General features: G+C 68.1%; 19 protein-coding genes. 7 read left to right on the top strand and 12 right to left on the bottom strand.

Annotation, left to right across the window (positions count from 1 at the left end; all coding sequences use genetic code 11):
* The 6 genes from H0W40_RS14315 to H0W40_RS14335 form a co-directional block, all read right to left on the bottom strand.
* Positions 1 to 1132, bottom strand: a 1132-nt coding sequence (locus tag H0W40_RS14315) for an AAA family ATPase (RefSeq protein WP_292447340.1), incomplete at its 3' end; no start/stop codon positions are given.
* A 353-nt stretch (positions 1133 to 1485) separates the two neighbouring features.
* Positions 1486 to 1863 carry a hypothetical protein gene (locus tag H0W40_RS14320; protein ID WP_292447342.1) on the bottom strand — a complete coding sequence of 126 codons (378 nt, stop codon included), beginning with the start codon at positions 1861 to 1863 and terminating at the stop codon, positions 1486 to 1488.
* Between the two features lie 299 nt (positions 1864 to 2162).
* Positions 2163 to 2378, bottom strand: a complete 216-nt coding sequence (locus H0W40_RS20050; protein WP_367153821.1) for a TSUP family transporter — start codon at positions 2376 to 2378, stop codon at positions 2163 to 2165.
* 21 nt (positions 2379 to 2399) lie between these two features.
* The gene (locus H0W40_RS14325; protein WP_292447344.1) at positions 2400 to 2636 is read right to left on the bottom strand and encodes a hypothetical protein; all 237 of its coding nucleotides are present in this window, start codon (positions 2634 to 2636) and stop codon (positions 2400 to 2402) included.
* 106 nt (positions 2637 to 2742) lie between these two features.
* Positions 2743 to 3690, bottom strand: a complete 948-nt coding sequence (locus H0W40_RS14330; RefSeq protein WP_292447371.1) for a tripartite tricarboxylate transporter substrate binding protein — start codon at positions 3688 to 3690, stop codon at positions 2743 to 2745.
* A gap of 96 nt (positions 3691 to 3786) precedes the next feature.
* Positions 3787 to 4875 carry a tartrate dehydrogenase gene (locus H0W40_RS14335; RefSeq protein WP_292447345.1) on the bottom strand — a complete coding sequence of 363 codons (1089 nt, stop codon included), beginning with the start codon at positions 4873 to 4875 and terminating at the stop codon, positions 3787 to 3789.
* Between the two features lie 125 nt (positions 4876 to 5000).
* Between H0W40_RS14335 and H0W40_RS14340 the strand changes: the two genes are divergently transcribed.
* Entirely contained in the window at positions 5001 to 5960 is a 960-nt protein-coding gene (locus H0W40_RS14340; protein WP_292447373.1) for a LysR substrate-binding domain-containing protein, read from the top strand.
* 141 nt (positions 5961 to 6101) lie between these two features.
* Positions 6102 to 6434 (top strand): ATPase with chaperone activity, encoded by a 333-nt coding sequence (locus tag H0W40_RS14345; RefSeq protein ID WP_292447347.1) that lies wholly within the window; start codon positions 6102 to 6104, stop codon positions 6432 to 6434.
* Between the two features lie 54 nt (positions 6435 to 6488).
* Here H0W40_RS14345 and H0W40_RS14350 read toward each other — a convergent pair whose 3' ends face one another.
* Together H0W40_RS14350 and H0W40_RS14355 are read right to left on the bottom strand one after the other, a co-directional pair.
* Entirely contained in the window at positions 6489 to 7247 is a 759-nt protein-coding gene (locus H0W40_RS14350; RefSeq protein WP_292447348.1) for an aldolase, read from the bottom strand.
* An 18-nt stretch (positions 7248 to 7265) separates the two neighbouring features.
* Positions 7266 to 8060 (bottom strand): SDR family NAD(P)-dependent oxidoreductase, encoded by a 795-nt coding sequence (locus H0W40_RS14355; protein WP_292447350.1) that lies wholly within the window; start codon positions 8058 to 8060, stop codon positions 7266 to 7268.
* Positions 8061 to 8297: 237 nt separating this feature from the next.
* Here H0W40_RS14355 and H0W40_RS14360 point away from each other — a divergent pair, with 237 nt between their 5' ends.
* The gene (locus H0W40_RS14360) at positions 8298 to 10112 is read left to right on the top strand and encodes a diguanylate cyclase (RefSeq protein ID WP_292447352.1); all 1815 of its coding nucleotides are present in this window, start codon (positions 8298 to 8300) and stop codon (positions 10110 to 10112) included.
* 15 nt (positions 10113 to 10127) lie between these two features.
* On the opposite strand, the gene H0W40_RS14365 is transcribed toward H0W40_RS14360, so the two are convergent.
* Positions 10128 to 13292 (bottom strand): efflux RND transporter permease subunit, encoded by a 3165-nt coding sequence (locus H0W40_RS14365; protein ID WP_292447354.1) that lies wholly within the window; start codon positions 13290 to 13292, stop codon positions 10128 to 10130.
* Positions 13293 to 13323: 31 nt separating this feature from the next.
* On the bottom strand, positions 13324 to 14388 hold the full coding sequence (locus tag H0W40_RS14370) for an efflux RND transporter periplasmic adaptor subunit (RefSeq protein ID WP_292447356.1): 1065 nt from the start codon (positions 14386 to 14388) through the stop codon (positions 13324 to 13326).
* A gap of 271 nt (positions 14389 to 14659) precedes the next feature.
* Between H0W40_RS14370 and H0W40_RS14375 the strand changes: the two genes are divergently transcribed.
* The 4 genes from H0W40_RS14375 (at position 14660) to H0W40_RS14390 (ending at position 16956) form a co-directional block, all read left to right on the top strand.
* Complete coding sequence (locus H0W40_RS14375) at positions 14660 to 15655, top strand: aldo/keto reductase (protein ID WP_292447357.1); 996 nt, start codon at positions 14660 to 14662, stop codon at positions 15653 to 15655.
* A gap of 105 nt (positions 15656 to 15760) precedes the next feature.
* A complete protein-coding gene (locus tag H0W40_RS14380; protein WP_292447360.1) occupies positions 15761 to 16003 on the top strand; it encodes an AbrB/MazE/SpoVT family DNA-binding domain-containing protein in 243 nt (80 codons plus the stop codon).
* The gene (locus H0W40_RS14385) at positions 16000 to 16395 is read left to right on the top strand and encodes a PIN domain-containing protein (RefSeq protein WP_292447362.1); all 396 of its coding nucleotides are present in this window, start codon (positions 16000 to 16002) and stop codon (positions 16393 to 16395) included. The genes H0W40_RS14380 and H0W40_RS14385 overlap by 4 nt, the downstream gene beginning before the upstream one ends.
* 162 nt (positions 16396 to 16557) lie before the next feature.
* On the top strand, positions 16558 to 16956 hold the full coding sequence (locus tag H0W40_RS14390; protein ID WP_292447364.1) for a cupin domain-containing protein: 399 nt from the start codon (positions 16558 to 16560) through the stop codon (positions 16954 to 16956).
* Positions 16957 to 17064: 108 nt separating this feature from the next.
* Here H0W40_RS14390 and H0W40_RS14395 read toward each other — a convergent pair whose 3' ends face one another.
* Both H0W40_RS14395 and H0W40_RS14400 read right to left on the bottom strand, forming a co-directional pair.
* On the bottom strand, positions 17065 to 17427 hold the full coding sequence (locus tag H0W40_RS14395) for a translation initiation factor Sui1 (protein WP_292447366.1): 363 nt from the start codon (positions 17425 to 17427) through the stop codon (positions 17065 to 17067).
* A gap of 23 nt (positions 17428 to 17450) precedes the next feature.
* The coding region (locus H0W40_RS14400) for a DEAD/DEAH box helicase (RefSeq protein ID WP_292447369.1) at positions 17451 to 18902 on the bottom strand (1452 nt) is incomplete at its 5' end.

The following is an 18902-nucleotide window of genomic DNA, read 5'->3' on the forward strand; positions in this document are numbered from 1 at the left end:
CCCTCGCTCCGGCGATCGCCGTGCGGGCGGGCCGGGTGCCGGGTGGCACGGCGCCCTCGGGCGACGGGCGTGATCCGCCGGCCGACGCCACGGTCGGCGCCACGGCCGGCGAACTGGCCGAGAAATCGTTGGGCACCGAAGGAAGGGGTGGCATTTGCGGTTCGATGCGCAGCGGCGCTTCCCCGTCCCGGTCGTGACGTGTTCCGGTGTGCGGTCTGGCGCGCGACGTTGAGACGATGCTTGCCAGCAGCGCCTCGATCGAAGGTGTTCTCGACGCAGGCGCTTCCATCGGCACCGGCGCGAGGCCTTCGGCCTCGATCGGCGCGAGGCCTTGCCACTCGACGGTCCGCTGCTCGTCGGCGGCCTCGACGGCGGCCGCGGTGGCGACATCGACGCCGTCGGTCGACAGTTGCAGCAGCACCCGGTCGGCCAGCAGGTGCATGCGGCGCGGTATGCCCTCGCTGCGGCGGTGGATCGCATCGGTCGCGGCGCGGTCGAAGGCCGGCCGCCCCGTCCAGCCGGCGCAGCGCAGTCGGTGCAGCACGTAATCGCGCGTCTCGGTCGCGTCGAGCGCCCTCAGGCGGCAGTGGACGACGACCGGTGGCAATGATCCGTCGCGCACCGCGCGAGCGAGCGCCGCAGGGGCGTGCTCGCCGACGAGGCAGAGCTGCAGCCGTGGCGTGTCGCGGGCCGGGACGAGCCGCTCGGCGAGCTGGCGCAGCGCGCCGTCTTCGAGGTGCTGAGCCTCGTCGACGACCAGCAGCACCCGCCCGCCACGCACTGCCTGGGTCGCGAGCCACGCATCGAGCGTGGGCCCGGGCAGGGTGTCGGCATGGGCGAGGTGGAAGGCCTTCACTGCGGCGCGCAGCGCGCCATCTGCGTCGCCGCCGGCGGACGCGATCATCGTGCCGACGGTCCAGCGCGAACGGTCCAGCCGTATCAGCAAGCGCTGAGCCGCCGCGGTCTTGCCGCTGCCGGCCGGGCCGGTGAGAAGCAGGCAGTGCTCGGCGGCCTCCAGACCGTCGAGCAGCTCGGCGAGGATGGTCCCGTACTGACCGTCCTCGAGATAGAAGTGCGGATCCGGCAGCAACCGGAATGGCGGGGCTCTCAATCCGAAGCTGGCTTCGTACATCCGCTCCTCCAATCGCTCGCCGCCGCGACCCGAGGGGGCCAGTGCGGGCAACCGCGGTCGCGTGCGGCGTCCGCCCGAGCTCGGCACGTCTCTCGGTTCGCGGTGGCCTGTCATCATGAACCAATCCCACGAAACCCTGTTGGATTGGATCCCACATGACGCATATCCCTGGATTCAGCGGTACGCGCCTCGCTTGGCACCGCCATGCAGCATGCGCTTGGCGCGCACCGCTGAAACCCCGCTGATCTGTGCATAGAGGTGGTTCTCAAGGCGCGTTGCAATGCACGCCGACCGACCAAGGAGCCGAGGTTCCGAGCGCGCAAACGCGCGTGGGACTCGCGGTGGCAATCAACTCACCACGGCGATGAGCAAACCGGATCGTCGTTGTTGCCCAATTCGACAACACGGTCCTGTTTGTCCAGGCTGACCTGAAACCACAGGCAGAAAGGCGACACGTAGCGGTAGGACCATAGCTGGTGCTGTTGCCGCTGCAGGAACCGGGCCTCCGACGGATGGCCGATGCGGTACAGGACCTCGGCTTTGCTCATGCCAAGGCGCAGTTCGGAGAAGTTGGCTTCGGTAAGCACCTGCTGCCAGGCCAGCATGCGGTGCTGCGCGTCGAAGTCGATCATGAAAGAGTGCTTGGCGTAGCGCCCGCGCCAGAACTCGAGTCGCTCCCCTCCGCCTGGCTGGGCAAAGCGGGCTGTCGGCTGCCCCATCTGGGCGATCACGGCGGCGCGCGAAGAGCCGGGTGGCAGCCCTTGCGGGCTGTAGCTGGCACAGCCGCCAGAAAGCAAAGCCACAAGCGCAACGGCTGCGGCGAGGCGTGCAGCCATCCGCTCGAGTGGCGAGCGATGGTCTTGAGATCGGATCTCCGACGCTGTACTTGCCATGGGCGCCTCCCGCTCTGGTTGCACCTGCAATTTAGCGCAGCCGCGCGCTGGTCACGACCCTGAACGGGCGTTCGCGCGGCGAATGCGGATGCTCAACCTCGATGCAGATCCCTCGCTGCCGAAAATGCGTGCGTTCTTCACCGCGAGCACACATGAACTCGCCGTGTGCCCAGCAAGAGAAATCCGCACAGCACGACCAGGATGACGCCCAACCCCAGCTTGGCAGCACCGGGTGAAACATGGGGCAGCAACCAGGCGCCGAAGGGAACGCCCAGCGCGCCTCCGGCGATGAAAGGTGCGATGCATCGCGAGTCGATCGCATGCCCGCTAGGCCACGCACTCGGGTCGGTCACCGGCGCGCGGGGCGCCGCCGCTCAGCACCGCCCGGAACGCCGACTGCGCGGCTGCAACTTGTCGAGCTCGGCGATCTGCTGCTTCAGCAACAGCAGCAAGGAGCGGGCTTGGTCCACCTGCAGGCGCAGGCAACTGGTGGCGGAATGCTCGTCACGCACCGGGCGCGACAGCACCAACGCGTCGATGTCGAGCTCGATCAGACCCTTGTCGTGCTTCATTGCCCTGAGGCGCTGCACTTCGATGTCGTAGGTCTTCACGCGGTTCTCCTGGGTGGCTGCGACGCCGGATTGTCCGGGCGCGCGCCGGGCGTGTTGCTTTCCCAGTCTCGACCACCGGGGCGCGAGGGCGCCCGAGCTTGCTTTCCTACTCGACCGTGACCTTTGCGTCCTTGACGAGCTTCGCGAACTTGTCCGTCTCGTCCTTGATCTGCTGCGCCATCTGCTCGGTCGTGTTGCCGATGGGCTCGGCGCCGATCTCGTCCATGCGCTTGCGGAATTCCGGCGAGTGAATGATCTTCACCATTTCGGCGTTTAGGCGGGCCACCAGCTCCTTCGGCGTTCCAGCCGGGGCGAGCACACCGAACCAGGTTCCGATGTCGAAGCTCTCGAGGCCCACTTCGTCCAAGGTGGGCACGTCCGGCAGCGCCGAAGAGCGCTTGGCCGTCGTCACGGCCAGCGGGCGCAGCTTGCCCGCCTTGATGTGGGGCAACACCGGCGTGATCGTGTCGAAGGACATCATGATCTGGCCGCCCAGCAGATCGGTCGAAAGCGGGCCGCTGCCCTTGTACGGAACGTGGATCAGTTGAGCGCCGGTGGCGTCCTGGTACTGGGTGCCGATGAGGTGCTGGGCGGTTCCGATGCCGTTGGAACCATAGCTGTACTCGCCCGGCTTCGCCTTCAGGAGCGCCAACAGCTCGTCGGCAGTCTTCGCCGGTGTGCCGGCATTCACCACCAGCACATTGGGAACCAGCGCGATGGTGGTGATGGGCAACAGATCCTTCTGGAAGTCGTAAGGCAGCTTCTTGTACACACTGGTCGCGATGGTGTGATGCACCGCGCCGACGAGCAGGGTGTAGCCGTCGGCCTTCGCTTTCGCGACGTAGTCCGCGCCGATCGTTGCGCCGGCACCCGGCTTGCTTTCCACGATCACCGGCTGGCCGAGCGCGGGCGAGAGCTTGTCGGCCAGCGCGCGGGCCAGCACATCGGTTGTTCCTCCCGCCGGGAACGGCACCACCAGGGTGACCGGCTTGCTCGGCCACTCCTGCGCTGCCGCGGTGTGAGCGAAGGGTGCGAGCACCGAGAACGCGGTCATGGCAATGGTCAGCGTCAAACGCTGGCGAACTTGTTTCATCCTTGTCTCCTTGGGGGTGTGACGTGAAGATGCAGTGCTCTTGGCGGCCTGCTCGATTCAGGCGGCCATGCGCGGCTTGCTCGCCGCGAGCAGTTCGCAAATGGCGGCGGTGACCTGCGCCGTGCTTGCCTTGCCGCCCAGATCGCCGGTGTGCAGCGCGGGGTCGGCCGTCACCTTTTCGATGGCCTGCATGAGGCGTGCAGCGGCATCGGCTTCGCCCAGGTGCTCCAGCATCATCACGGCCGACCAGAAGGTGCCGACCGGATTGGCGAGGCCCTTGCCCATGATGTCGAAGGCGGAGCCGTGGATCGGCTCGAACATCGACGGGAATCGGCGCTCCGGGTCGATGTTCCCTGTGGGTGCGATGCCCAGGCTGCCGGCCAACGCCGCCGCCAGATCGCTCAGGATGTCGGCATGCAGGTTGGTCGCCACGATCGTGTCCAGCGACGCCGGACGATTGATCATGCGGGCGGTCGAAGCGTCCACGAGTTCCTTGTCCCAGCGAACGTCGGGGAACTCTTTCGAGATCTCCAGCGCGATCTCATCCCACATCACCATCGCGTGGCGCTGCGCGTTGCTCTTGGTGATGACGGTGAGTTGCCTGCGTGGGCGAGACTGCGCAAGCCGGAAAGCGAACCGCATGATCCGCTCGACACCGGCACGGGTCATGATCGAGACATCGGTCGCGGCCTCGATCGGATGCCCCTGATGAACGCGGCCCCCGACGCCGGCGTATTCGCCTTCGGAGTTCTCGCGCACGATGATCCAGTTCAGGTCGTCGCGGCCGCAGCGCTTCAGCGGCGCGTCGATGCCGGGCAGGATGCGCGTGGGTCGCACATTGGCGTACTGATCGAATCCCTGGCAGATCTTCAGCCGCAGGCCCCACAGCGTGATGTGATCCGGGATGTCGGGATCGCCTGCTGAGCCGAACAGGATCGCGTCCTTGTGGCGGATGGCGTCCAGCCCATCGGCCGGCATCATCACCCCGTGCTGGCGAAACCAGTCGCCGCCCCATTCGAAATTCTCGAACTCGAACCGGAACAGCTTGCTCGACGCGGCAAGCGTCTCCAGCACTTGTTGCCCTGCGGGAATGACTTCCTTGCCGATTCCGTCGCCGGGAATGGTGGCGATCTGGTACGTCTTCATCGCGTCATGCTTTGTGTGCCCCGAGTGGGCGATGGGCTCACTGTAGGAACATGACGGCCGAACGATGCAGGGCTAAAGTGAATCCGTCCTTAACTTCAAATCAACAATCAGCGCGAAGGCAAACCATGGCGAAAGGCATTCAACCGGCCGACCTCGGCTTCTTCTCCGTGCTGGCCAGCTCGGGCAGCCTGAGCGCCGCGGCGCGAGAAATGGGCGTCACGACACCGGCCGTGAGCAAGCATCTCTCTCAGATGGAATCGCGGCTCGGTGTGCCGCTCCTGAATCGCACCACCCGCCGGATGAGCCTCACCCCGGAGGGCGAGCTCTGCCTCGAGCATGCGAGGCGCATCCTGGGCGAGATCGAGGAGATGGAGCAACTGCTCGGCGTTTCCAAGGCAACGCCCCGAGGCCTGCTGCGCGTGAACGCGACGCTGGGCTTCGGGCGCAGCCAGGTCGCTCCAGTGATCTCGCGTTTCGTGCGCAAGCACCCAATGGTCGAAGTGCAACTGCAGTTGTCGGTCAACCCGCCACCGCTCACCGACGATTCGTTCGATGTCTGCATCCGGTTCGGCGCGCCGCCCGACGCGCGGGTGATTGCAAGGCACATCGCGCCGAACCGCCGGCTTCTCTGCGCTTCGCCTGCCTACCTTGCGCGGCGCGGCATCCCGAAGGCGCCACACGATCTGACTCGGCACGACTGCATCGGCATCCGGCAAGGGGAAGAGGCCTACGGCGTGTGGCGCCTCTCCAGTGGTCGCGGAAAGAGCGCGAGAACGGAGGCGATCAAGACGAGAGGCAGCTTGACGACCAACGACGGTGAGATCGCGGTCAACTGGGCATTGGAAGGGCACGGCATCCTGATGCGCGCCGAGTGGGACATCGAGCGCTACTTGCGCAGCGGCCGCCTGGTGCAGGTGCTGCCTCAGTTCTCCACGCCCGATGCCGACATCTACGCCGTTTACCCGCAACGACACCAGTTGGCCGCGAGGGTCAGGGCGTTCGTGGACTTCGTGACTCTTGCGCTGTCACAGGAAAAAAGACCGCCGGGGGATGCGCTTCCCAACCGCCCGCCGCGGCTCAGGTGATTTTGCGGTTCGCCGGCCCGAGCAGTTCCTTGCGCATATCGTGCCATTTTCTTGCGCAGGGCGTCCAATGAAACCTTGCCGCATCGCTGCTTCCTCACCTGACCTCCACCGTTGCCCTCATACCGATCAACCGTCTCCAGCATGTTCGACGACAACGACATCCTCATCCCCGACTCGTTCATGCAGCTCTACCTGCTGCCCGGACGCCACAAGCCGAGCGCCTTGCGCGAGGTGATCGAGCAGCGCTACGAACTCTGCGAAGACCTGGCTCAGATGCTGAGCGAGACGGCCCGAACGACGGCGTCGTTACTCGGCATCACCGAGGCCGACGTGCTCGAGCGCATTCACAAGGGATTGCTCAGCGGCGACCTGGAACTGAGCGCCGCGGAATGCATGTGGGTCGTACGACGGCTCGCGGAGTTGCTCGATTGGGACGTCGCCGCCGTCCTCGACAGACTGGCCGAGGGCGCATGAACGTGTTCCGCAAGGCAGCATTCACGCACTTCAGGCGCGCCGCCGAGACGCCGTTCAACCTGATCTTCGAGGTCCGGCGCTGAGCGTGCGTCTCAAGGCCTCGAAGAACAGCTCCGACTGCAGGCGTTCGCCGAGCGTCTGTGCCGCCACGCGCTCGGCAATGGCGGGCGCCACAGGCACCAGCGGCCGACCGGTGGAGCTGGCGAGCACCTGCGCCGCGCAAGCCCGCTCGAGGTAATACAGGTCGTCGTAGGCGTGGTCGATGCGCGAGCCGCAGACCACCACGCCGTGGTTGCCGAGGAAGACGACATCGGCACCGTGCATGGCGCGGGCGATGCGCTCGCCTTCGGAGGCGTCCAGCGCCAGGCCGTTGTAGTCGCCGTCCACGGCGACCCTCCCGTGAAACCGCATGGCGGTCTGCGACAAGGTGGTGTCCAGGGCCCGATCGACGGTCAAGGTCAGCGCCATCGCAGATGGCATGTGCGTGTGCAGCACGCAGGCCTTGCCGGCGATGCGGTGGATCGCGGCGTGAATGAACATGGCCGTCGGCTCCACTTCGTGGCGCCCGGCAAGGCGGTCGCCCGCCCCGTCGATCATCACAACGTCGTCGGCCGAAACCTCGCTCCACAACAGGCCACGAGGGTTGAGCAAGAACCTGCGGGAGCCGTCGGGCAGTTCGATGCTGAAGTGGTTGCACACGCCCTCGGCAAGACCGTGATGCGCGGCGGCCCGCAGCGCCAAGGCCAGATCGGCGCGCAGCCGGCCGACCGGCTCGGAATGGAAATCGTCGATGTGCGAAGACGGGTTCGGCATGTTCTCGATCCTGCGGAGTCAGGCAATCGACCGCAGCACGCCGCCATCCACACGCAGCGCTGCACCGGTGGTGGCCGACGCCCGCGCGCTGCACACGTAGGCGATCATCGCCGCCACTTCGTCGGGCGTTGAATAGCGCTGCAGCACCGACGAGGGCCGCGCGGTCGAGAAGAACTCCCGCTCGACGGTGGCCACGTCCACACCCTGCGCCTTGGCCAGGTCGGCCACGAAGCCGCCCACGCCTTCCGATGAGGTCGGCCCCGGCAGCACGCTGTTGACCGTGACGCCGGTGCCGGCCAGCGTTTCGGCCAGCCCGCGCGCCACGGCGAGCTGGGCCGTCTTGGTCATGCCGTAGTGGATCATTTCGGTCGGGATCTGCAGCGCCGATTCGCTCGACACGAACACGATGCGGCCCCAGTCGCGCTCGCGCATGCCGGCCACGTAATGGCGCGACAGGCGTATGCCGCTGAGCACGTTGGTCTCGAAGAAGCGCAGCCAGTCCTCGTCGGCAATCTGCTCGAAGGGCTTGGGCTCGAAGATGCCCAGGTTGTTGACGAGCACATCGACCTGAGGCAACTGCTCGATCAGCGCGCGGCAGCCCTCGGCAGTGGAGAGGTCGAGCGCGAAGCCCCGCACGTCGGCGCCGGCCTGGCCGGCCTTGATGCCTTCGATGGCCTCATCCACGCGCCGCTGCGTGCGGCCGTTGACGATGACCTGCGCGCCTTCGAGCGCGAGGGCGCGGGCGGTGGCCAGGCCGATGCCGGCGGTGGAGCCGGTGACGAGGGCGCGCTTGGAGGTGAGGCCGAGGTCCATGGGAGTCGAGGGGAGTGGTCGGAAACCAGTTTGTAGCCCCGCTGACGATCGTGCCGGCCACGCCAGTTCAATGACCGTCGAAGCAAATGGGACTCTCGCCGGCGGGTGGCTTTTCGCCGAAAAAGGACAGTACCGGGCGCGTTCATCCTGTGATCACCGGCTCTCGAACAGACCTATCCTCGCAGGATGATCAGAAAGTGGATGCGTCTGCCGCGCCTTCGAACAGCTCAAGCTCTCGTGGTGGCATGCGTCCTGCTGGTGATCGGCATCGTTGCGCTGGAAGCGGCACGCACGCTGCGGCACGAGTACCGCAGCAGGGTCGATGACGTTCTTGCCGCGGGCGACCGTACCGCTCAGAAGCTCGCTGCCCGCACGACCGAGGTCTTCGACGGGGTCAACCAGGCAACGCTGCTCGTCAAGTTCCTGACGGAACAAGGAGCGAATGCGCCTTTGTCCGCCCTGCGCACCGCCGGCGTCATCTCGGACAACCTCGTTCAGTTCCTCTACGTCGCCGACCGCCGCGGCTTCGTCAGCACGACGACTGCCGCTCTGTCCGCCCTCAACGTAGCGGACGAAGACTTTTTCAAGCACCACCGGCGCGAAGCCGACCTCGACGTGCTCGTCGCCCCGGTGTGGGTCGATCCGATCACCGGCGCCAAGGGCATTCCCGTCACCCGCCGGCTCGGCGCGCACGGCAGCTTCGACGGTGTGATCGTTGCGATGGTCGATCCTGCTGCACTGTCCCTCGCTTACGCGAGAACGGAAGCCGAGGGCACGGCCGTCGGCATCCTCGGGGCGGACGGCATCTACCGATCCCGGACCGTGGACGGAGCCCTTTCCTTCGGCGAGCGCACCGATCCGGCGCAGTTGGTGGCACGGGCGTCAAACGTTCGCAGGACAGGCAAGCCGGTCAAGAGCCCCATCGACGGCGTTTCCCGGTTCGTCTCTGCGGCCAAGATAGACAAGTACCCGCTGTATGCCGTGGTTGCAGTCGATGCCCGCCACGCAATCGGCGCGTACCGCCAGGCACGCACCAAGGTCTTGACCTGGGCCGCTCTCGTCATCGTCGTAACACTTCTCGCCGGCTCGCTCCTGCTTGAACAGGCCCGGCGACTCGACGCGAGCCGACGCATCGCAAGAAAGGCGGAGGCGGCCTTTCGCGCCACGCTGGAGGGCAGCCTCGACGCCGTGGCCATTCTCGAAGCGAAGTACGACGCAGCACACCGCCTGCAAGACCTGACCGTCACCGACTGCAATTCGCTCGCCGCCGGCCTGTTCGGCCTGGACCGGGAAAGCATGGTGGGCCGCGGCCTGTGCGAACTGGCGCCGTCGTTGCGCTCCGGCGGCTCGCTGAAGTTCTTCGACGAAGTGATCCGTACCCAGCGGCGCAAGCAGGCCGAAGCTCAGGCGACCGACCCTCCACTGGTCGGCAAGTGGCTGCACCACCAGCTCGTACCCTTGAGCAACGGCGTGGCGCTGATCACTCGCGACGTGACCGAGAAGAAGGCCGCGGAAGCCGCATTGGCGACACTCGCGAGAAGCGACGGCCTCACCGGTCTGTCCAACCGCCGCCACTTCGAGGAGGTGCTCGAGCAGGCCCTCGCAAGGGCGGCGCGTTCGGGCGACACGCTGGCGCTGATGTACCTCGACCTCGACGGATTCAAGGCGGTCAACGACAGCTTCGGTCATGCCGCCGGAGACGCGGTCCTGGTCGAAGTGGCTCGGCGGCTGCGCTCGATCGTGCGCGTGACCGACACCGTCGGCCGACTCGGCGGCGACGAGTTCGCCGTGCTCGCAGAAAGCGCGGGCTCCCTGCAGGACGTCCAGGAACTGGGCAGACGGCTCGTGGATGTTCTGCGCGAAGCGCATGAGGTGTCGCAGAAGAAGGTCGGTGTGACGCCGAGCGTTGGCGTGGCCCTCTTCGATGGCAAGGAGCGTTCACAGTCCCTGTGCGAACGGGCCGACGCCGCGATGTACCGCGCCAAGACAACGGGCAAGTCCCGGTACGTGCTGGCCGCTGCGCACCATGGCGCACAGCTCGAAGCGGTATAGCGGTTTTGCTCGCTGTCAGTGCGGCGTACGACGCGCGGTGGACGAGAGCCTGTCGCCGAACTCGATCGCAAAGGCCAGCATCGGCGGCATGAAGACCAGCGTGACGAGCGCCGCGCCGACCAGCCCGGCCAGCACGATGGCCCCCACCCCACGGTAGAGCTCGCTGCCCTCGCCCGGCAGCAGCACCAGCGGCAGCAGGCCGCAGATCGTCGTCAGCGTGGTCATCGCGATTGGCCGCAGCCGCGAGGCCACGGCCTGCTGCACGGCTTCGCTCGCCGGCAGACCCGCGTTCTGGGTGCGCAGCGCGCGTGCCTGATCGACCACGAGGATGGGGTTGTTGACCACCGTGCCGAGCAGGATCAGGAAGCCCAGCATCGAGATCATGTCGAAGGGCTGCACGATGGCCGCGAAGCCCAGCGCCGGCAGCAGCGCACCGATGGCGTTGAGCAGCGCGAGCCCGGCAATGCCACTGACCAGGCCCAGCGGGATGGTGGTCAGGATCAGCAGCGGGTAACCCCAGTGCGTGAAGATGGCCACGAGCACCAGATAGACGATGAGCAGCGCCACTGAGAAGTTGGCGAGGAGCGCATCGCGCGTCGCGTCGAGCTGGTCGGCCGCGCCCGAGATCGTCACGCTCACGTCGCGCGGAATCGCGCCCTCCTCTCGCAGCGCGCCGATCACCTCGCGGCGCACCTGCTCCACGCCGGCTTCGAGCGCCACGCTGCGCGGCGGAATGATGTTGAGCGTGACCGTGCGCCGGCCATCGACGCGGCGCACCTGGCTCACATCGACGCGCTCCTCGATTTGCGCCACCGTGCTCAGCGGCAGCGTGGTGCCCTGCGGCGTGCGGATGGGCATGCCGGCGAGCGCCGCCAGCCGCGGCTCGGGGCCGGCGGGGCCGTAGGCGTAGATGTCGATCCGGTCGTCGTCGAGGAAGAACTCGTCGATGTAGGCGCCGTCGGTGAGCGCGGCGACGGTGAAGCCGAGCTCGGCACTGTTGAGGCCCAGCTCGGCCGCGCGGTCCCAGTCGGGGCGCACCTCGATGAGCGGCTGCGCCAGGCTCAGCGACGCGGGCTGGCTCTGGATGCGCGGGTTGCCCAGGACCTCGCGGGCGCGCCGGTCGGCCGCCGCGGCCACCGCGTAGAGCGTCTCCAGGCGCGGCCCGGCGATGTCGAGGTTGATGCTGCGGGTGCCGCCGTCGTTGCTGGAGATGATCGAACCCCGCGCCGCGAAGGCGCGCATGCCGGGGTAGCTCTCGTAGTGCGCCGTCAGCGCGTCCATCAGCGCGTCGATGTCGCGCGGCTCCACGGTTTCCGCAACGATGCGAAGCCGATCGGGCTGCACGCTGAGGTTGACGTACGCGATCGGTGGCACCGGCGTCTCGCCGGCATCGAAGGCGCTGCGGTCCGCATCGATGTGCGGCAGGAACGCGGCCTCGACCTGCTCGGCCACGCCCAGCATCTCGGCCAGGTTGTAGCCCGGTGGCGGGCTCATGCTGGCGAAGGTCTTGGCCTCCTCTCCTTCGGGCAGGTATTCGGCCGGTGGCGTGAGCGTGGCGCCGATCCAGAGCGCCAGCAGAGCCGTCGCGGTGATCGCCCCGATGCGGCGCACCCGCCCGGCCAGCAGCCAGCCCACCGTGCCGAGCGCGGCGCGGGTCATCGGGCCGGTGGGTTGGTCGGCCCCGTCGAAGCTGGCGCGGAAATCGACCCGCGCCGCCAGCGTCGGCACCACCGTGAGTGCCACCGCCATCGAGACGAGGATGGCCGCGGAGATCGCAACGGCAATGTCGGAGTAGAGCTGGCCGGCTTCCTCGGCGATGAAGAGCACCGGCAGAAAGACCAGCACCGTGGTCAGCGTGGACGCCAGCACCGCCGGCGCGACGTGGCGCACGCCGGCCAGCGCTGCGGCCAGGCGATCCAGCCCGCGGCGGCGTTCGCGCTCGATGCTCTCGAGCACGACGATGCTGTTGTCGACCGTCATGCCGATCGCGAAGGCCACTCCCGCCAGCGAAATGACGTTGAGCGTTCGCCCGGCCAGCAGCAGGCCGAGAAAGGCCGCAAGCAGGCACAGCGGAATGCCCGACATGCCCACCAAGGTGGCGCGCCACGAGCGCAGGAAGGCAAGCATCACCAACGTGGCGAAGACGGCGCCGAGCGCGAGGTTCGTCCACACGTTGCGCACCGAGGCCTCGACGTAGCGCACGTCGTCGGAGGTCAGCTTCATCTCCAGGCCGGCCGGTGCCAGCACCTCGGTGTTCAGCGCGGCCACCTCGGTCAGCATCGCGCGCTTGATGTCGATGACGTTGGAGCCGCTCTCGCGGCGCACCTGCATGCCCAGCACCGGCTCCCCATCGACGCGGCTGACCTGCGTGATCGTGAAGTGGTCCTGCACCACGCGCGCCACCTCGCCCAGGCGCACCACGCTGTCGCCGCGGCGCACGAGGATGAGCTGCCTCATCTCCTCCAGGCTCTCGAAACGGCCGACCGTGCGCAGCAGGTAGCGGCGCTTGCCCTGGTCGAGATCGCCGCCCGAGACGTCGCGGTTGCGCGCGCGCAGCGCGTCGCGCACGTCACCCACCGTCAGGCCGAGGGCGGAGAGCCGCTCGGGGTCGAGCCAGATCTGGATCTGACGCTCGGCACCGCCGCTGACGGTGACCTCCGAGACGCCGCTGATCGCCTCCATGCGCGGGCGCACGTTGTCTTCGAGAAAGTCGCGCATCAGCGTCAGCTCGAGCTGGCGCGGGTTGTCCGGCAGCGTGGCGACGCGGAAGTACATGAAGGCGTTGCTGGAGAACGAGGCGGCGACGATGCGCGGATCGTTCACGTTCTCCGGGTAGCCGCTGACGCGGCTGAGCTCGTTGTTGACGCGGATCAGCGTCTCGGTGATGTCTATGTCGAACGGGAACTCGAGCTCGATGTCGGCGGCGCCGCTGATGGCCGTGGCGGTCATGCGGCGCAGGCCGGGCAGGCTGCGCAGGAACTCCTCCTGCTCGATGAGGATGTCTTTCTCGATGTCCTGCGGCGTGGCGCCCGGCCAGCGTGTCTGCACGGTGATCGTGCGCACCTCCAGGTCGGGAATCATCTGCACGGGGATGCGCAGCACCGCCAGCACGCCGAGAAGGGCCAGCAGCAGCGAGACCACGGCCACCAGCGTGCCGTGGCGGATGACGGAGGCGAACATGCTCGTCAGCGCTTCGCTTGCGGCCGCGGCTTCAGGGTTGCGGCTTCACGCGCGGGGCTTTCGCACGCTGCGGCGCGACGCGCTGGCCGTCGCGCAACGCCTCGTTGCCGCGCACGACCACCTGCTCGTCGCCGCGCAGCCCCTCGATGGCACCGACACGCTCGCCGAAGACCTCGCCGAGCTCGATGCGCTGCTCGCGCACGCGGCTCATGCCGTCCTCCTCGTGCAGCACCCACACGGTCACGCGGCCGTCGGGGTAGCGGTTGAGCGCATCGCGCGGCACCGTCACGCCCTCGCGACCGAGCGGCAGGCGCAGCGTGGCGCGCGCCGACATGCCGGGCGTGAGCGGCGGCGCGTTGTCGAGCGAGGCGCGCAGCGTGAAGGTGCGCGCCTGCACGTCGCTGACGGGGATCACCGCGCGCACCCGGCCTTCATAAGCGCGCCCGGGGTCGGTGTCGAGCCGCACCTCGAGCGCGCTGCGCAGCCCGACGCGACCGTAAAGCGCCTGCGGCAGCGCGAACTCCAGGCGCAGCCCACTCAAATCGACCAGTTCGATGAGCGGCGTGCCCGGTTCGACCCATTCGCCCACTTGCCGGTGGCGCACGCTCACGATGCCGGCAAAGGGCGCCGCGAGCTCGTGCCGCGCCAGCACCGCACCCTGGCGGGCCTGCTCGGCCTGGCGGCGCGCGAGCAAGGCCTGCGCGGTCTCGACGGCGCTTTCGCGGCTGCGGGTCTCGTCGGCGGGGAAGAAGCCGGCGCCGATCTCGCGCGCATCCTTCAGCCGGCGCCGGGCCTCGGCGAGCTGCACTTCGGCCTCGGCGGTGGCGGCGCGAGCGATCCGGAGATCGAGGCTGTCGAGCTCGCCGTCGAGCTGCGCGATGCGCTGGCCCGCTTCGATGCGGTCGCCCTCTTCCACCTCGATGCGGCTCAGCAGCCCGGCCACGCTGGTCGAGACCTGTGCCGTGCGCGGTGCGGTGACCGAGCCGCGCACTTCGACCTGCTGCACCAGCTCGGCGCGCTCGACCGGGGCCACCACCACCTGGCGCGGCACTTCGTCGGCCGCCGCCGTCGCCGACCAGACCACCGAGACTGCCATCGCCGCTGCACACCAATGTCGCAAAGCCGCCGTACTCCGTTGCGTTCACGCAGGGCCGGCCTTCCAGCACCTGCCGCGCACTGTAGCGAAGACAGTTTGCCCAACGATGCCGCGGGTTGTTGCGCCGTGCCGCAGACGCCTGACCGACAGCGATGCTGCCTGCGCTGAGGCGCGCCGACGGCCGTCCTCGAACACCAACGAGCAGCGCTCCCGGCCCGATAACATGGTCGGCCCTCCCGTCACCACACGCCGACTTCCGGCACGCACGCTCATGCGCTACCTCACGCTCGGCAAGAGCCCGCTCAAAGTTTCCGCCCTGTGCCTGGGCAGCATGATGTTCGCCGACCAGACCGAACTCGCAGAGGCGCGCGGCATCGTCTCGCATGCCGGCGAGCATGGCGTCAACTTCATCGACACGGCCGACGTGTACTCGCGCGGCCGCTCGGAAGCGATGGTCGGCGAACTGCTCGAGGGCAAGCGCAGCGACTGGGTGCTGGCCACCAAGGTGGGCAACAAGATGTCCGACCGGCCGAACGAATCGCACTATTCGCGCACCTGGTTGCAGCGGGCCTGCGAAGCCAGCCTGCAGCGATTGGGCACCGACTACATCGACATCTATTACCTGCACCGCGACTACAACGGCATGGACCTGGAGGAGCCGCTGCGGGGCATCGACGCGCTGCTGAGGGCGGGCAAGATCCGCTACTGGGGCGTCTCGAACTTTCGCGGCTGGCGCATCGCCGAGCTGGCCCATCTGGCGCGCGAGATGAACATGCCCGGCCCGGTGGTCTGCCAGCCATACTACAACCTGCTCAACCGGCAGCCGGAGGTGGAGGTGCTGCCCGCCTGCGCACACCACGGCATCGGCGTGGTGCCGTACAGCCCGATCGCGCGCGGCGTGCTTTCCGGCAAATACGCACCGGGGAGCGAACCCGCCGCGGGAACGCGCGCCGGGCGGGGCGACAGGCGCATCCTGGAAGCGGAGTTCCGCGAAGAGTCGCTGGTGATCGCGCAGGCATTGAAGGTCTACTGCGAGAAGAAGGGCGTGACGCTGGCCCACTTCGCCACCGCCTGGGTGCTGGCGAACAAGGCGGTGAGCGCCGTGATCGCCGGGCCGCGCACGCTGGCACAGTGGACCGACTACTTCCCGGCGCTCGACTACACGCTCACGGCCGAGGACGAGGCCTTCGTTGATTCGCTCGTGAGCCCGGGGCATCCGTCCACGCCTGGCTACACCGATCCGCAGTACCCGCTGAACGGCCGCTGACTGCAAGCGCGGCGAATGCCGGGCGAGCCCGGGGCTGCCGCTCGCGCGAAACAGACGCGACATGCACCTATGCCTTACACTGAAGTAAGGAAATTAGGAGGAGCAATGACCACCGCCACCGTCACGAGCAAGGGCCAAGTCACCATCCCGGTCGATGTCCGTCAGGCCCTCAACATCGAGACCGGGGACCGGGTCGAGTTCGTCGAGATCGAGCCCGGCCGCTTCGAGGTGATTGCCGCCACGCGCTCGGTTCGAGAGCTGCGGGGCATGTTCGGCAAGCCGGGCAAGCGGGTCTCGATCGAAGAAATGAACCTGGCCATCGCGGCACGCGGGGCGGCCGCCCGATGATCGGTCTGGACACCAACGTCCTCGTGCGCTACGTCATGCAGGACGATCCGCGGCAGTCTCCCAAGGCCACGCGGCTGGTGGAGTCGCTGTCGAACGAATCACCGGGTTTCGTGCCCCAGGTCTCGATCGTGGAGTTCGTGTGGGTGCTTTCCTCGAGCTACGGCCTCACGCGCGATCAGGTCGCCTCGGCCCTGGAACTGCTGTTGCGCAGCAAAGAGCTTGTCGTGGACCGCGCGGACCAGGTAGTGAAGGCGCTGCGCGTTTTCAGGGCCGGTTCCTCGGATTTCGCCGACTGTCTCATCGAGCGCGTTGCGCACGCGGCCGGCTGCAGTGCCACGATGACTTTCGATGTGGGCGCCGCCAAGACCGCCGGGATGAAGTTGATTCCATAGGGCGGCACGGCGGCAGGTGGAATGTCAGCCCGGCGTGAATGGCCGAACGCGTCGTCGGCCCTGGGCGGCAAACGCCGCTGGCAGGCATTCCAAATGCTCCTGAATGCCTTGGCCTCACGCCACCCGACCCACCCCGCTGCTACAGCCAAGGAGACCCGCCCCATGGCCCTGCCCCACGCCCAACTGCTCGACACCATCAGCGTGCGCCCGCTCGGCGCGGCCCTCGGCAAGGCGGTGAGCACGAGCCTGCTGAAGAGCGACCGGCTCCAACTGCTGCACCTCGTGCTGCCGGCCCACCATGATCAACCAGAGCACCATGTGGCCGACGAGTGCACGATTCACTGCCTGGAAGGCGACGTCGAAGTCGTCATGCCGGGCGGCACGCGACGGCTGCAGTCGGGCGAACTCGTTGTGCTGCCCGGGCAGCAGCGGCATTCACTGCGCGCTCGCAGCGACTCGGCCGTGCTTCTCACGCTGCTGCTGCACCACGGCGATGCCGGCGATGCGGGCGGCGCCGGCGTTCGAACGCCGCAAGGAAGCGCAGACGAGGCGAGCGGCTGAGCCGGCGGTGCTCGCATCGACCCGGCCGCCTTCACGAGGCGGCGGCGGCGGAGCCCACAGCAATCAGGGCCTGCGCCTGGCCGCCCTCAGCCGCGCATGCGCCCGGTCTCACGATCCGGCGCGCTTGACGGTCCAGCCTTCGATCTTCAGCCAGTCGATCACCCGCTCGCAGTGATCGCCCTGCACTTCGAGCACACCGTCCTTCACGGTGCCGCCCGCCCCGCAAGCGGTTCTCAGGCGTTTGCCCAAAGCGGCGAGCGCGGCGGCGTCGAGGTCCAGCCCACGTACGAGTGTCACGGCCTTGCCGCCACGACCCTTCGTCTCACGGCTGACGCGCACCACGCCGTCGCCCTTCGAAGAAGCTGTGGCCTGCGCTTTGCAGACGCACTCGGCCACCGGCGAGCGACAGGCGGGGCACATGCGCCCGGCTTCCGTCGAATACACCAAGCCGCCGCTTCCTGTTTTGCGCATGGGAAAGTCGATTCGCTCGCGATTCAGACCAGCGGCGCCAGCAGGCCCTGCAAGTCCTCGGGACTGAACTTGGTCGCCGCCGCAGCGTCGTGGCCCAGCACGCCTTCGGCAAGCGCGGCCTTGCGCGCCTGCAGCGCCAGCATGCGCTCCTCGATGCTGCCCACCACGACGAGCTTGTAGACGATCACCGGCTGGTCCTGGCCGATGCGGTGCGCGCGGTCGCTGGCCTGCTGCTCGACGGCCGGGTTCCACCAGGGATCGAGGTGGATCACCGTATCGGCAGCCGTGAGGTTCAGGCCGACACCGCCGGCTTTCAGGCTCAGCAACAGGATCGGCACGGCCTGGGCCTGGAACTGCCGCACGACCTCGCCGCGCGCACGGGGCGGCGTGTCGCCAGTGAGAGAGAGGAACGGCAGCCCGAGTGCCGTGAGCTCCTGCTGCACCAGCGCCAGCATTTCGGTGAACTGCGAGAACACCAGCACGCGCCGGCCCTCGTCGACCAGCTCCGGCAGCATGTCGCGCAGCAGCTCGATCTTGGCGCGCTCCATGGTCTCGGGCACGGCGGGCCCTTTCACCAGGCGGGGATCGCAGCACACCTGCCGGAGCTTGAGCAGCGCATCGAGGATCGCGATCTGCGAGCCGGCGAAGCTCTGGCGCTGCAGCACGCGCCGCACCTGCTCGTCGGCGGCCAGGCGCACGCTCTCGTAGAGCGCGCGCTGCTGACCCTGGAGTTGCACGCGGCGGATGACTTCGGTCTTGGGCGGCAGCTCGGTCGCCACGTCTTGCTTGCGGCGGCGCAGGATGAAAGGCCGCACGCGCTGTGCGAGCAATTGGGCGCGCAGCGTCTCGCCGTTGGTCTCGATCGGCTTGCGCCACTGGCGCGCGAAGCTGCGCGCATCGCCCAGAAAACCCGGCATGAGGAAATCGAAGTGCGCCCACAGCTCGCCGAGGTGGTTCTCAAGCGGCGTGCCGGTCACGCACAGGCGGTGGCGGGCGTTCAGGCGCCGCAGGGCGCCGGCGGCGCGGCTGCCGGCGTTCTTGACCATCTGCGCCTCGTCGAGGATCACGAGGTGCCAGGCCTGCGCGCGCAGCGCGTCGATGTCGCGCCAGAGCAGCGGGTAGGTCGTGAACACCACGTCATGTTCGGCCATGCGTTCGAAGTCGCGCGCGCGCGCCGCGCCCTGCAGCGTGAGCACGCGCAGCGCGGGCGCCGTGCGCGCAGCCTCGGCCTGCCAGTTGGCGATGAGCGAGGTGGGCAGCACCACCAGCGCCGGCAGGTCCAGGCGGCCGGCCTGCTGCTCGACGAGCAGGTGCGCGAGCACCTGCGCGGTCTTGCCCAGGCCCATGTCGTCGGCCAGGATGCCGGCGAGCCGGTGTTCGCGCAGGTACTGCAGCCACGCCAGTCCGTGAAGCTGATAGCCGCGCAGCTCCAGGCCCAGCCCCGCCGGCGGCGGCACCGGCGCGGGGCTGCCGGC

Source organism: Methylibium sp. (genome assembly GCF_013817345.1).
GTDB lineage: Bacteria > Pseudomonadota > Gammaproteobacteria > Burkholderiales > Burkholderiaceae_C > Methylibium.